Annotated in this window: 15 protein-coding genes; 7 read left to right on the top strand and 8 right to left on the bottom strand. The window is 63.4% G+C overall.

Annotated features, from left to right (window positions below; genetic code table 11):
* The first annotated feature begins 120 nt into the window (after positions 1-120).
* The gene (locus M729_RS0106515) at positions 121-1,161 is read left to right on the top strand and encodes a 2-dehydropantoate 2-reductase (RefSeq protein ID WP_027161102.1); all 1,041 of its coding nucleotides are present in this window, start codon (positions 121-123) and stop codon (positions 1,159-1,161) included.
* Here the strand turns inward: M729_RS0106515 and M729_RS1000000136945 are convergent.
* The 4 genes from M729_RS1000000136945 to dapD all read right to left on the bottom strand — a co-directional run bounded on the left by M729_RS1000000136945 (position 1,064) and on the right by dapD (position 3,510).
* On the bottom strand, positions 1,064-1,837 hold the full coding sequence (locus tag M729_RS1000000136945) for a hypothetical protein (protein WP_063169724.1): 774 nt from the start codon (positions 1,835-1,837) through the stop codon (positions 1,064-1,066). The two genes, M729_RS0106515 and M729_RS1000000136945, sit on opposite strands and share 98 nt — an antisense overlap.
* A 13-nt stretch (positions 1,838-1,850) precedes the next feature.
* A complete protein-coding gene (locus M729_RS0106530; RefSeq protein WP_027161104.1) occupies positions 1,851-2,228 on the bottom strand; it encodes a DUF805 domain-containing protein in 378 nt (125 codons plus the stop codon).
* Positions 2,221-2,583: a DUF805 domain-containing protein gene (locus M729_RS0106535; protein ID WP_027161105.1), complete on the bottom strand. Its 363-nt coding sequence runs from the start codon at positions 2,581-2,583 to the stop codon at positions 2,221-2,223. Before M729_RS0106535 ends, M729_RS0106530 begins: the two co-directional genes overlap by 8 nt.
* Positions 2,584-2,655: 72 nt before the next feature.
* Positions 2,656-3,510, bottom strand: coding sequence for a 2,3,4,5-tetrahydropyridine-2,6-dicarboxylate N-succinyltransferase (gene dapD / locus M729_RS0106540; protein ID WP_013528480.1), 855 nt, complete (start codon positions 3,508-3,510; stop codon positions 2,656-2,658).
* 142 nt (positions 3,511-3,652) lie between these two features.
* Between dapD and M729_RS0106545 the strand changes: the two genes are divergently transcribed.
* On the top strand, positions 3,653-4,498 hold the full coding sequence (locus M729_RS0106545; RefSeq protein WP_013528481.1) for an LOG family protein: 846 nt from the start codon (positions 3,653-3,655) through the stop codon (positions 4,496-4,498).
* An 82-nt stretch (positions 4,499-4,580) separates the two neighbouring features.
* On the opposite strand, the gene M729_RS0106550 is transcribed toward M729_RS0106545, so the two are convergent.
* Entirely contained in the window at positions 4,581-5,294 is a 714-nt protein-coding gene (locus M729_RS0106550) for a pyrimidine 5'-nucleotidase (protein WP_013528482.1), read from the bottom strand.
* A gap of 160 nt (positions 5,295-5,454) precedes the next feature.
* On the opposite strand from M729_RS0106550, the gene M729_RS0106555 reads away from it, so the two are divergent.
* The 3 genes from M729_RS0106555 (at position 5,455) to M729_RS0106565 (ending at position 8,023) form a co-directional block, all read left to right on the top strand.
* Positions 5,455-6,216, top strand: coding sequence for a GGDEF domain-containing protein (locus M729_RS0106555; RefSeq protein ID WP_013528483.1), 762 nt, complete (start codon positions 5,455-5,457; stop codon positions 6,214-6,216).
* Positions 6,217-6,410: 194 nt separating this feature from the next.
* Positions 6,411-6,587 (top strand): hypothetical protein, encoded by a 177-nt coding sequence (locus M729_RS1000000136950; protein WP_013528484.1) that lies wholly within the window; start codon positions 6,411-6,413, stop codon positions 6,585-6,587.
* Positions 6,584-8,023 carry a GMC family oxidoreductase gene (locus tag M729_RS0106565; protein ID WP_027161106.1) on the top strand — a complete coding sequence of 480 codons (1,440 nt, stop codon included), beginning with the start codon at positions 6,584-6,586 and terminating at the stop codon, positions 8,021-8,023. The genes M729_RS1000000136950 and M729_RS0106565 overlap by 4 nt, the downstream gene beginning before the upstream one ends.
* Before the next feature lie 121 nt (positions 8,024-8,144).
* Here the strand turns inward: M729_RS0106565 and phhA are convergent, their stop codons facing one another.
* Positions 8,145-8,981, bottom strand: coding sequence for a phenylalanine 4-monooxygenase (phhA, locus tag M729_RS0106570; protein WP_027161107.1), 837 nt, complete (start codon positions 8,979-8,981; stop codon positions 8,145-8,147).
* A 136-nt stretch (positions 8,982-9,117) separates the two neighbouring features.
* Here phhA and M729_RS0106575 point away from each other — a divergent pair, with 136 nt between their 5' ends.
* On the top strand, positions 9,118-9,594 hold the full coding sequence (locus M729_RS0106575) for an Lrp/AsnC family transcriptional regulator (RefSeq protein ID WP_027161108.1): 477 nt from the start codon (positions 9,118-9,120) through the stop codon (positions 9,592-9,594).
* A gap of 117 nt (positions 9,595-9,711) precedes the next feature.
* A complete protein-coding gene (gene bchE / locus M729_RS0106580; RefSeq protein ID WP_027161109.1) occupies positions 9,712-11,277 on the top strand; it encodes a magnesium-protoporphyrin IX monomethyl ester anaerobic oxidative cyclase in 1,566 nt (521 codons plus the stop codon).
* An 8-nt stretch (positions 11,278-11,285) separates the two neighbouring features.
* Here bchE and argB read toward each other — a convergent pair whose 3' ends face one another.
* Both argB and M729_RS0106590 read right to left on the bottom strand, forming a co-directional pair.
* A complete protein-coding gene (argB, locus tag M729_RS0106585) occupies positions 11,286-12,179 on the bottom strand; it encodes an acetylglutamate kinase (RefSeq protein WP_013528489.1) in 894 nt (297 codons plus the stop codon).
* A 103-nt stretch (positions 12,180-12,282) separates the two neighbouring features.
* A complete protein-coding gene (locus M729_RS0106590) occupies positions 12,283-13,782 on the bottom strand; it encodes an amidase (protein WP_027161110.1) in 1,500 nt (499 codons plus the stop codon).
* Positions 13,783-13,856 lie beyond the last annotated feature (74 nt).

Here is a 13,856-nt window from a genome sequence, read left to right on the forward strand (position 1 = left end):
GCGATAGTCGAAAGCGCAGGGCCTGTCACGGCCAGACATAGGGGCCAGCCTCATGGCTGGCGATACCGCCGATATTATGGTTTTCATGTCGTATAGTTGCGACCCGGCGCGGGCGACAGGATGGCAGACAAGGACAAACGGATCGTCATAGCCGGTGCCGGCAGCATCGGCTGCTATGCCGGCGGCTGCTTGGCGCTGGCCAGCCGAAAGGTCATTCTGCTGGCCCGGCCGCGCATCGAGGCAGCGTTGCGGCAGGGCGGATTGCGGGTCAGCGACCTCCAGGGCCGCGATCGCTCGATCAAGCCGGAGGCGCTTGCCGTCACCACCGATCCGGCCGCCACCCTGCCGCAGGCGGACGTGATCCTGGTCACGGTCAAGAGCGGCGCCACTCAGGACATGGCGGATCTTATCAAAGCTCATGCCCGGCCCGACGCCGTGGTGATCAGCCTGCAGAACGGTGTCGACAATGCCGACAGGCTGCGTGCCGGAGTTGGCCGGCGAACGGTGCTGGCCGGCATGGTGCCGTTCAATGTGGTGCAGTCGCCGGACGGCGAGCTGCCGCTGCGCGTGCACCGCGCCAGCGACGGCAAGGTGATGGTCGAGGATGGCGATGCCGGCCTGGTCGGCCTGCTTGGCGTCGAAGGGTTTGCGGTTGAAGCGCATGGCGACATGAAGGCGGTGCTGTGGGGCAAGCTGCTGATGAATCTGAACAACGCGCTGGTGGCGCTTTCCGGCCTGCCGCTGGCAACCGAACTGGCCGACCGACGCTGGCGGCTGATCCTGGCCGGCCAGATCGACGAGGCGCTGACGGCACTGAAAGCGTCCGGCATCGAGCCGGCGCGGATCGCCGGCCTGCGGCCGGCGCTGCTGCCGAAAGTGCTCAGGCTGCCGGACTGGCTGTTCAGGCTCTTGGCGCGGCGCATGCTGGCGATCGACCCGCAGGCGCGCTCGTCGATGTGGGACGATCTTCAGCGCGGCCGGCCGACGGAGATCGACGATTTGCAAGGTGCCATCTTGCGGCTGGCGGGGAAGGCCGGCACGCCCGTGCCGACGGTTCAGCGGATCATCGCCTTGGTGCGCGCGGCGGAAGCGGAGCGGCTTGGCTCGCCGGGCCTGGCGCCGGAGCAGATTGTTGCACCGGCCGGCCGTCGATCAACGTGATCTTCTGCCAGATTTTCCGCGACAGGTTGGACGCCAGGTTCTCGATGTCGTTGACGCCGTCGATGACCACGTCGTCATTGACCGACTGCGCGAACAATGCGGCGATCTTGCCGGTGATCGACAGCATTTCGGAGCAATAGTCGAGGTAACGCGCCAGGTCGGCGGCATTGGTGATGCGGGCGGGCGAATGCGACGTCGGCTTGAAATCGGCCGACAGCGCCGCCGGATCCTTGGTCAGCTGGTGCATGTCGATGACGTGGATCAGCGAGCGCAGGCCATGCAGCTGGCGAAAGACCTGCTTGCGCTTGATGCGCTCCTCGGAGCGGATCAAGGCGAGAAATCCGACAATGGCGAGGATGAACATGTTGAGCGAAGCTTCGATGCCTTGCACAGACTGGACGGCATCACCCGGTTTGGAAATGCGGTCGAATGGCAATACGGTTCCGACGAAGATGAACATCAGTGCGCCGGCAACGACAGCGGCGACGATGAGGCCGCGCAGCCACCAGATCGGCGCTTCCAGGGCCTTGGCGCCCTGTGCCAGGTCGCGCGACAGCGAGACCAGTTCGGCGGCAACGCCGCGCAGGCCGGCATCGGGGAAACGCTCCGCAACGCGCGTCTCCAGCCGTTCTGCGGTCTCGATGATCAGTTTCGGATCAAGCGTACGGTAGCGCATGTCCGATCGAACCTCAGGGTTGTGCTGGCTCGTTGGTGCGCCGGCCGTAGCGGTTGGGTCCAGGCTGCCCCGGAAACAGGCACAACACAAGGAAGGCCACGATCGAGACCACCGGCACGAACAAGATCAGCGCCGCAATGCCCGGCTTGTCCAAATCGTGCAGCCGCTTGACCGCCAGGGCAATGTTCGACCACAGCGAGGCGACGAAGGCGACGAAGAAGATGAACGACCACATGTTGCTCTCGGCCGAACCTTCCGGCACCAGCGTGAAGCGGTAGAGCGGGAAGGCCTGGATGATGGCGACGAGCAACCCGCCAAGAAAATAGGCCGCGCGACTGACGCGGCCCGAGGTTTTGAAGAAAAGCCAGGTGAGATCTGATCTGTCAGGCAAGCGGGTCCGGTCCATATTGATTGGCGCCACTGGCGCCTTCGAGAATGCCGCATTCCACCAGAAACCAGATCGGGCCGATCAATGGCACCAGCATGATCAGGCTCCACCAGCCCGACTTGCCGCGATCATGCCAGCGCTTGGCGTAGACTGCGAGTGCGAAATAGATCGAGGCCAGAGCGATGAGAATGCCGATGATGCCGATCTGGGCGCCACTGGCCGTGGTGATGCGTGTACCGAGGATCGCATCGAGAATAAAGGCAACGATGCCAATGACGATGAAAACGCCAATCGCGGCCCAGAACTTGCCACGGTTGATGCGACCGTCAAAACTTGTGAGCAGATACTTCCAGTCCATGTCACCCCTCCATGATGAACCCGCGCGACCGATTGTCGCGCCGGCGGAAGGTGCGCCCGCTTTGCGCAAAGATCAATCGCGCAGCAATTCGTTGATCGAGGTCTTGGACCTGGTTTTGGCGTCGACGCGCTTGACGATGACGGCGCAGTAGAGGCTCGGACCCGGCTCGCCGTTCGGAAAGGGCTTGCCCGGCATCGCTCCGGCGACGACGACGGAATTCGGCGGCACTTCGCCGTAGAAAATCTCGCCGGTGGCGCGGTCGACGATCTTGGTCGACTGGCCGATGAAGACGCCCATGCCGAGCACCGAGCCTTCGCGCACGATGCAGCCCTCGACCACTTCCGAGCGCGCGCCGATGAAGCAATTGTCCTCGATGATGGTCGGACCTGCCTGCATCGGCTCCAGCACGCCGCCGATGCCGACGCCGCCGGAAAGATGCACGTTCTTGCCGATCTGGGCACAGGAGCCTACCCCGACCCAGGTGTCGATCATGGTGCCTGTATCGACATAGGCGCCGACATTGACGAAGGACGGCATCAGCACGGCGCCCGGCGCGATATAGGCCGAGCGACGCACGATCGACCCCGGCACGGCGCGAAAGCCCTCCTTTTCGAAATCGACAGCGCCCCAGCCATCGAACTTCGACGGCACCTTGTCCCACCACGTCGCTTCGCCGGGACCACCCTTGATGATCTCCATCGGGTTGAGCCGGAAGGACAAAAGCACGGCCTTCTTCAGCCACTGGTTGACATGCCACTTGCCGTCGGCCTGCCGCTCGGCGACGCGGACGGCGCCGCGGTCGAGCAGGTCAAGCGCCGACTGGATGGCATCGCGCGTTTCGCCGCGCGTCGCAGTCGAAATCGCATCGCGTTCCTCGAAGGCCTTCTCGATGGTCTTTTCGAGGCTCGCCAGATCGGGCTTCGACATGAATTCGCTCCATTACCAAGCTGTTAAGGGGCTGAGCCTTAACCTGTTTTGAAAGTCGCGCGGACCCTATGTTAAGGCTTAATGGGGGTCAATCGCGTGTGCGTCACGGGACGGCGCAGTTAAGGGAATTGGACGGGTAGTTATGACTCCTATGGAAAAGGCGGGGTGGACGCCGCTGCCGCATTCGGACGAGGATCTGGAGCGGTCGAAGAGCGTGCCTGACACGCCGCAGACGCGTGCCGAAACCTACCGGCTCGCCTGGAACGATCCCGACTTCATGACGCGGCGCGAGTTGCGCGCGGTCAGGCTGCAACTCGAACTCCTGAAACCGGAAATGATCCTAGCCGAACGCGGTATTCGCTCGACGGTGATCCTGTTCGGCGGCGCGCGCCTGCCGGAACCCGGCGGCGAGGCCTGGGCGGCCAAGAACGAGACGCAGAAGAAGAACCTCGAAGAGAACAGCAAATACTACGAGGAAGCGCGCAAATTCGCCCGCCTCTGCTCGCAGCAATCGGCTACCTCCTATTACCGCGAATATGTCGTGGTGACCGGCGGCGGGCCTGGCGTGATGGAAGCGGGAAACCGCGGCGCCGACGATGTCGGCGCGCCGTCGATAGGCCTCAACATCGTCTTGCCGCACGAGCAGGCGCCGAACATCTATGTGACGCCGGAGCTCTGCTTCAACTTCCATTATTTCGCTATCCGCAAGATGCATTTCGTCATGCGCGCCAAGGCGGTCGCGGTGTTTCCGGGCGGCTTCGGCACGATGGACGAATTCTTCGAGACGCTGACCCTGATCCAGACAGGGCGCATGGAGCGCGTGCCGGTGATCCTGTTCGGCAAATCCTTCTGGAAGCGGGCGATCGATCTCGATTTCCTCGCCGAGCAGGGCACGATCAGCCCCGGTGATCAGGACATCATCGACTTCGTCGACACCGCGGATGAGGCGTGGGGGATTATCAGCCGGTTCTATAAGTTAGGAGAGTAGGGGAATAGGGGAATTGGGGAAATGAAGAATTGAAGCGGCTCTGCGTTCGGATCGATCCCCAATTCGTCATTTCATCATTTCTTCATTTCCCCTCCCCCCTCTCCACAATCGCCGTCAGAAACCCCGCCAGATCGTCGGTGACGAAATCGACATCATCCTCATTGGCCGGGTCGCGCTCCCAGATTTCGGAAAAGGTCGGCTCGAAATTGCGCGGCACGATCAGCACCGTGGTCATGCCGAGCGACTTCGGCACCGAAAGGTTACGGGCAAGATCCTCGAACATCACCGCATTGTGGCCGGTGACGGCGTGGAGTTCGGCGAACTTCTCGTAGGTCTGGCGCGCCGGCTTGGGATTGAGCCCCGCAGCGACGATGTCGAAGATGTCGTCGAAATGGTCGAGGATGCCGAGCTGGCGCGCGGTGCGCTCGGCGTGCCTGCGGTCGCCGTTGGTGAAGATGAACTTGCGGCCGGGAAGCTGGCGGATGGCGGTGCCGAGAACGGGATCGGGCACCAGCCATGAATAGTCGATGTCGTGGACCTTCTCGAGGAAATCGTCGGGGTCGATGCCGTGGCGTGTCATCAGGCCGTTCAGCGTCGTGCCATATTCGCGGTAGAGCTCCTTCTGCAACTTGCGCGCATCGTCGCGCGGCAATGCCAACAGTTCGCCGACATAGGCGGTCATCTTGACGTCGATCTGCGAGAACAGATTCGAATGGTGCGGATAGAGCGTGTTGTCGAGATCGAAGACCCAGTCGGTGACATGGGCGAAGCGGGCGGGGTCAGGGAGCGTGGTCATGGGCTCCTTATGGCATGAAACGCGCATTCCGAAAGCGACTTTATCCACAACTTCTGCTCGTTGAGGTTGCGTAAATCGTCTCACGATTCAAATTTTAGGCATCTGGGAAAGGTGGCCTTCAGGGCTTGCTGGCAGAGAGGCAGTCTTGTGGGAGCAAGCGATGAACAGCATAATTCTGAGATCCGCCGCCGTTGCTTTCGCCTCAGTCGCGGCCTCTCTCCTGCTGACCCTGATCATCGTTCCGGCCATGGGATTTCCGGTCAACCGGACGATCTGGTTGACCTCCACGCTCTGTCCGCTGGTGCTGGCGTGGGCCGCCAGCGCAAGCACTTTCTGGCAAAGCGACAGGCTGAAAAACGCGCATCGCGATCTCGCCCGAGCCCATGCCCAGCTCGCCGCCGCGCATCGCCGCCTGGCGGAAAAGGCGAGCCGCGACGACATGACCGGCATGCTCAACCGGGAAAGCTTCTTTGCCGCGCTCGACGGTTCGCGCCGCAAGTCCGATCGCGGCGCGCTGCTGATCATCGATGCCGACCACTTCAAGACCATCAACGACAATTTCGGCCACCTGACCGGCGATGACGCGCTGCTTTTGATCGCCAGCGCGATTCAGCGCGGCGTGCGCAGCGGCGATGTGCTCGGCCGCATCGGCGGCGAGGAATTTGGCGCCTTTCTGGTTGGCGCCACCGAGCAGGAGGCCAAGCGCGTCGCCGAGCGCATTCGCCGCGAAGTCGAGCTGATCCGCTTCCGGCCCGTCGACGAGCGGACCATTCCGCTCACGGTCAGCATCGGCGGTACTGTCTGCGGCGAGGAAGCCAGCGTGTCGGAGTTGATGCGCGCCGCCGACCGACGCCTCTACCAGGCCAAGCACCAGGGCCGTAACCTGACGATCATCGACACCGGCATTTCCGAGGCGGCGTGATCCGATCTGCCGCAACCGGCCTGTTAAGAAAACTCTAACCCTGTTTGCACTCGGTTGTACCGCTTAGCCGGGTTTTCACTGCTTTGCGGCCAGACTTGGCACGATACTGGCTTCCACGGTGATGCATGTGTCGTTCCGGGAATTGCCGTTCTGGGAACGCCATGCAGTGCCGAAGCCCAGCCGAGAGACCAGCCATGAGTTTCATCATCAAGAAAATGTCACGCCGCGCGCTCGTGCAGGCGTTGATCGCATTGCCTGCCCTGTCCTTGTTCCGCAAGCTGCCTGATGCCGATGCCGCCGGTCCAAAGCCCGACCCGAACGAGATCGTCGAGGTCGGTGGCTGGATCCTGAAGCGGAGCGACCTGGCATGATCTTCGACAGCTACGAGGCGTATCGCTCTGCGAACTTCACCCCGAAGGTCTGCATCCTCGGCTCCGGTCCGGCCGGCATGACCATTGCCCGCAAGCTTGGCGCGGCCGGCATTCCGGTGGTGGTGATGGAGGCCGGTCCGCGCGAATTCAGCGACGACTCGCAGGACTTTTACCGGGGCAGCACGGTCGGGGATTTCTATTTCGATCTCGACATCACCCGGCTGCGGTTCATGGGGGGCAGTTCCAACCACTGGGCAGGCTGGTGCCGCGTGCTCGACAAGCAGGATTTCGAGCCGAAGGCCTGGGTACCCGATACGGGCTGGCCGATCGCCCGCACCGACATCGAACCCTATCTGCCGGAAGTGCGCGATATTCTCGACCTTCCGGCCCTCCGGCCCGATATGCCGATCTCAGACGACATTCGCTGGGTGCAGCTGATCAAGAGCCCGGCCGTGCGCTTCGCCGAGAAGTTCGGCGATGAACTCGACAAGGCCACGAACATCGCGGTGGTGCTCAACACTTGTGCCACCGAACTTGCCGGCGACGGCAGACGCGTGACTGGCGCCAGGCTGTGGTCGAACGGGCAGGATGCCGGCTCCTTCAGCGCTGACTATTTCATCGTCTGCACCGGTGGGCTGGAGAATTCGCGGCTGCTTCTGTGGTCCAACCAGCGCTCGAACGGCGGCGTCGTGCCGAATGCAACTGCGCTTGGCCGCTACTGGATGGAGCATCCGACCTTCGAGGGCGGCAACGCCATCCTGGCCGACTATAACGCGTTCGAGGTCGACGCCGTCAACGAGGCCTTCTTCTCGCCGACACTCGCCGCCATGGAGCGGCTGCAGATCATGAATTTCGGCATCCGGCTGATCGAGACGCCGTATCCCGGCGTCAAGAGCCTTATCGCCGACCTCGCCTGCACGGCGCCCAGCATGGCGGAATGGATGTCCTACCAGCTCAGTCAGAGACTGCGCTGCGCGGCCCAGCTCTACGTCGCCTGGGAACAGGCGCCGCTGGCCTCCAACCAGATCGAGTTGTCGAAGACCGATGTCGACCATGCCGGCGTGCCGCGCATCGAACTGCACTGGAAGAAATCCGAACTGGAACATCGCACCCTTCTCGAAGGGCTCAGACTGTTCGGCGCAACGCTGATCGAGAAGAATCTCGGCCGCGTGCGCATTGCCGACTGGATCAGCAATGGTCAGGACTATCCGACCAACGACGAGACGGCGGGCCATCACCATATGGGCGGCACGCGCATGGGCACCGACATCAGCAAGAGCGTGGTCGACGCCAACTGCAAGGTGCACGGCATGGACAATCTCTATGTCGGCGGCTCCTCGGTGTTCTGCACGTCGGGTCAATGCAACCCGACGACGACGATCACCGCGCTGGCCTGCCGGCTGGGCGACCATCTCAGCAAGGTGGTCACCGCCTGACGGATGCAGGGCAGCATGCTGCCTAGGGCAGTTCACCGTTCACGGAACGGCGATCCGCTCTAACTCTTTGTTTGACGCAATTCCGGACGGAAAACCGTTTCACACTTTTCCTGGAATTGCTCTAGAGCGTCGCCGGGTCGAGCGCCGGCTGGTCCTTGCGCCGGGCGACGATTGCCGCGAAATCGGCGGTCTGGAAGGCATCGCGCAAGGCGTCGAAGGACGGCAGCACGAAATAGGCGCGCTGGAACTTGTCGATCTCGTAGCCGGTGCGCATCACCGTTTCCAGGTCGAAGGGCACGTGGTGGGCGTCCTTGCCTTCGACCGCGAACTGCAGCTCGGTAAACGACGACATAAGGCCGGCGCCAAAGGCCTTCAGCGGCTGGCCGGCCTCCTGCATCAGGCCATATTCGGCCGTGTACCAGTAGAGCCGGGAAATCATCTCGTCGCCACCCAGCGCGATGATGTCGCCGGCCTTCTCGCCATACATCTGCATGAAATCGGCGAACACCGGTTGCGACAGCGCCGGCACATGGCCGAAGAAATCATGGAACATGTCGGGCTCGACAATGTAGTCGAGCTCCTGCCTGGTCCGCAGCCAGTTGGTGACCGGGAAGCGGCGATCGGCGAGATGGTCGAAAAACGGAGCCGCGGGAATGAGCCCCGGCACCGCGACGATCTCCCAACCGGTCAGTTTGCGCAGCTTGACGCTGACCTCGTCGAAGTCGGGAATACGGTCGAGCAGGCCGAGTTTTTCGACGCCGTCGAGGTAGGAATGGTGGGCGAGCTTGCGCGTCAGCCTGGTCTGGCGGTCGCACAGCGTGCGCCACACCGCCTGCTCTTCATCGCTGTAATCGTAACCCTGCGACACGGTGAAATCGGCACGGCAGACCGAGTAGTCGCCGCGCAATCCTTGCGCCGCGCAGTCGCGGGCATATTCGGCAACGCTCATCGTCGTCATGGTTTTTCTCCTCGCAAAGCAAATGGCCGACGTGTTGAAGGTTAAGCGGGTTTGCGGAGGCGAATCGGTTTTGATGATGGTTCGAATTCGGAAATCGGGATAATATTCACTCATAAATTCCCAGGAAGGAGTGGAAATGCCTCGATTCGATGATTTCGAGATCAAGATGCTTGATGTCCTGCAGCGCGACGGGCGCAAGCCGGTTTCCGAGCTGGCGCAAGAGATCGGCCTGTCGACGACACCATGCGCGCGGCGCTTCGAGGCGCTGCAGGAGGCCGGCATCATCAAGGGATTTGCCGCCGTGATCAGCCGCCGCGCTGTCGGGCTGATGGTCGAGGTGTTCATCCAGGTGCGCCTCGTCAGCCACAGCGACGGCTCGCCCGAAAGCTTCATCGCCGCCGTGCAGCACATGGACGAGGTTTCCTCGTGCTGGACGATGACCGGCGACCATGACTTTCTGCTGCATGTCATGGTGCCGTCGGTCGACGAGCTCAACGCTTTCGTCATGCACCGGCTGATGCGGCTCGACGGCGTGCGCGACGTCCACACGCAGTTGGTGCTGCAGAACATCAAGGGCCCGGGCCATGTGCCGCTCGGGCATCTCAGGCGATGACAATGCCTGCCCTTCGCACTCCTTGAGGAAAAGCTGCACGCAAACTGCTGAAACGGGCCAAGCGCGTGTCCACATCGCCGGCCAGCTTGTGCGGACCAACTGCCCAGGAGGTCCGCCATGAAAATCGTCCTGATCAATCCGCCGCACACCGCCATCGGCAGCCGCGTGCCCGACGATCACCTGCCGCCGCTCGGCCTGCTGGCGATCGGCGGGCCGCTGATCGATGCCGGCCATCAGGTGCGCCTCGTCGACGCCGAGTTCGGGCCTATGCCGCTCGATGACGTCGTGCGCAGCGCACTGGAGGACCACCCCGACTTCGTCCTGATCGGCCATTCCGGCTCGACCTCGGCGCATCCGACCGCCTTGGCGATCGCGCGCATGATCAAGGAGCGCGAGCCGGCGACCATCATCATCTATGGCGGCGTTTTCCCGACCTATCATTGGCGCGACATCCTGGCCGCTACCGATGCCTTCGACTTCATCGTGCGCGGCGAGGGCGAAGCGACGGTGGTGGCGCTGGTCGAAGGGCTGGAGATGCGCCAGCCGGCGGCGAGCGTGGCCGGCATCGCCTATCGCGACGATCTCAGCCGCCCCTTCGCCACACAGGCGGCCATGACCATTGCCGACCTCGACGCCTACCGCGTCGGCTGGGAACTGATCGACCATCCCAGTTACAGCTACTGGGGCGGCAAGCGGGCCGTGGTCATGCAGTTTTCGCGCGGCTGTCCGCATCTGTGCAACTATTGCGGCCAGCGCGGCTTCTGGACCCGCTGGCGGCATCGCGATCCGGTGAAATTCGCCAGGGAGATAGCATGGCTGCATCGCCAACATGGCGTCGAGCTCATCAATCTCGCCGACGAGAATCCGACGGTCTCGAAGAAAGCCTGGCGGGCCTTCCTCGATGCCCTGATCGCCGAGAACGTGCCGGTGCTGATCGTCGGTTCGACCCGTGCCGACGACATCGTGCGCGATGCCGACATCCTGCATCTCTACCGCAAGGCCGGTGTCATCCGCTGGCTGCTCGGCATGGAAAACACCGACGAGCAGACGCTTCAATTGATCCGCAAGGGCGGCAGCACCTCATCCGATCGCGAGGCGATAAGGCTGCTGCGTCTCAGCGGCATCCTGTCTATGGCGACCTGGGTGTCCGGCTTCGAGGACGAAGGGTTTCGCGACCTGTGGCGCGGCTTTCGCCAACTCATCGCCTACGACCCCGACCAGATCCAGGCGCTTTATGTGACGCCGCATCGCTGGACGCCGTTCTTCCGCATCGCGCGGGATCGCAAGGTGATCCAGCAGGATGCGCGCCTGTGGGACTACAAGCACCAGGTGCTGCAGATGACGCGGCTGAAGCCGTGGATGCTGTTCTTCAGCGTCAAGCTGATCGAGCTGGCGGTGCAATCACGGCCGAAGGCGCTGGCCCGCATCCTGTTCCACAAGGATCCCGAGCAGCGCCATTCGATGCGCTGGTACACACAGATGGGCCGCCGCGTGTGGTTCCGCGAGGTCTGGGGCTTTCTGGTCCGCGACATCAGGGTGAAAGACGGCCCGACGCTGGCCGAATTCTGGGGCGCGCCGCAGGACGCCGAGGAGGAATCGATGTCCGTTCGACGCCCGGCCAGAAAGCCCGCCATTCCCATCGATAATATTGAAGATTCCGAGGCGAGAAAGTTAGCCGGCTGACAAGCCCCTCAGGGCACGATCAGCGTGCCGGCGCCATGTTCGGTGAACAGTTCCAGCAGCACCGCATGCGGGGTCTTGCCGTTGAGGATGACGACGCCTTCGACGCCGCGCTCGATCGCTTCGATGCAGGTCTCGACCTTGGGGATCATGCCGCCCGAGACCGTGCCGTCCTTGATCAGCGCCTTGGCCTCGGCCACGGTCAGTTCGTCGATCAGCTTCTTGTTCTTGTCGAGCACACCCGGCACGTCGGTGAGGAACAGCAGGCGCGTCGCCTGGCAGGCGCCGGCAATGGCGCCGGCGAAGGTGTCGGCGTTGATGTTGTAGGTGTGGCCATCGCGTCCCGGCGCCACCGGCGCCAGCACCGGGATCATTTCGGAGCGTGCCAGAAGATCAAGCAAGGTACGGTCGACCTCGACCGGCTCGCCGACGAAGCCGAGATCGAGCACGCGCTCGATGTTGGAGTCCGGATCGATCATGGTCTTGCGGGCCTTTTCGGCGAACACCATGTTGCCGTCCTTGCCGCACAGGCCGATCGCCCATTCGCCCTCGGCGTTGATCAGCGCGACGATCTCCTTGTTGATCGAACCGGCCAGCACCATTTCGACGATCTCGACCGTCTTCTGGTCGGTGACGCGCAGGCCGCCTTCGAACTTGGATTCGATGCCCATCTTGGCCAGCATGGCGCCGATCTGCGGGCCGCCGCCGTGGACGACGATCGGGTTGACGCCGGATTGCTTGAGCAGCGCGATGTCGCGCGCGAAGGCCTTGCCGAGCTCGATGTCGCCCATGGCATGGCCGCCATATTTCACCACGACCGTCTTGTGCTCGTAGCGCTGCATGTAGGGCAGCGCCCGCGACAACAGGGCTGCCTGCATTTCGGCGGTGGCGGTTATTTCCGTCATCGGCTTTTTTCCCTGGAGATCGGTAAGGACGGCGGCGTCTTAGCGGGAATTGGCGCCGCCCGCAAATGGCTTTGCTGTCATATTCGAGCGCTTCACGACCTCGTCATCGTGTCGGCACCATCAGCGGCGCCCTGCGACCCAGCCAACCCGAGATCTTCTCCATCTGCGCGGCGAGCGACAAAAGCGTCTCCTCGTCGCCCGGACGGCCGGCAGCCTGGACGCCGATCGGCAGGCCGGCGTCGGTGACATGGACCGGCAGGGCGATCGATGGCTGGCCGCTGACATTCTGGATCGCCGGCCAATGGGTGAACCAGAGGCTCTTGTCCATCAACTGGCCGAAGAACGGCTTCAGCTTCAGCAAGGGCGTCAGGTGAAGCTTGTCGAGCAGGTTCTCGATGAGGTCGTCGGCGCCTTTCGGATCCATTGCGCCGCAGGCAAGCGGCGGGTGGGCAATGATCGGCATCAGCACGGCGTCATACTGCGCGGTCTCTGCGATCAGCCGCCGTGAGGCGGCATGCAGCCGCTGCAGGTCGGCATAGGTCTCGCCGGCCGACACCAGTTCGCCGAAGCGGGCGAGCACGCGCGTCGCCCGCTCGATGTCGCCGGCAACGGAACGGCCGACGCGCAGCGCTTCGGCCCGCATCGTGCCAGCGACGGCGGAGGCAACCGTCCTGCAGAAATCGGCGAAGAAATCGCGGCCGATAAAGGGCAAGTCGATCTCCTCGACCGTGTGGCCGCCCTCGCGGGCAAGCGCCACCGCCGTGTCGAGCGCCTTGAGCGTCTCGTCCGAGATCGGCAGGCCAAGCGGCGATTTGCGGTACACGGCCAGACTGAGCTTGCCGGGATCGCGCGCGGCGGCAGCCGCGAACGTGCCTTTCGGCCGCGGCGCGGCATAGGGCGACAGAGGATCGGGCCCGTGGGTCAGGTCGAGCAGCAGCGCGCAATCGCGCACCGAACGGGTGAGCGCATGGTCGACGACCATGCCGTACCAGCTTTCGCTCACCAGGGGCGTCAGCGGTGTACGGCCGCGCGACGTCTTCAGGCCGACAAGCCCGGTGCAGGCGGCAGGCACACGGATCGAGCCGCCGCCATCGGAGGCATGCGCCACCGGCACGACGCCGGCTGCGACCAGTGCTGCCGAACCGCCCGAAGAGCCGCCGCTGGTATGGCCGGTGTTCCACGGATTGCGGGTGACGCCAAAGGCCCTGGATTCGGTCATCAATCGAAGCCCGTGCTCCGGCGATGTCGAGGTGACGATCGGGATAAGTCCGGCAGCGAGATAGCGGTCGGTCAGCGCCGAATTGACATCGGCCAGCCATGCCGGAATGCGGCTGCCGCCATGCGTCGGCACGCCCTTGATGGCGATGCCGAGATCCTTGATGGCGAAGGGAACACCAGCCAGCGGCAGCGAGGGGTCGACGGTCTTGGCGCGGGCGCGGGCGGCATCGTAGAGCGGTTCGGCCGTGGCATTGATGTCGGGACGGGTGGCCTCGGCGCGGGCAATCGCGGCGTCGGTCAGTTCGACGGCCGAAACCTCGCCCTTGCGGACCAGATTGGCGAGGCCGGTGGCATCTTCTTCCCAAAGGATCCGTTCGACCGACATGCGCGCTCCCCCATCAATGAAGGCAAGCTAGCCAGTGGCAATTCCATTGGCAATCGACCGACGGATCCGGGCCG

The sequence above is a fragment of the Mesorhizobium sp. WSM1293 genome (assembly GCF_000513875.1).
Classification (GTDB): Bacteria; Pseudomonadota; Alphaproteobacteria; order Rhizobiales; family Rhizobiaceae; genus Mesorhizobium; species Mesorhizobium ciceri.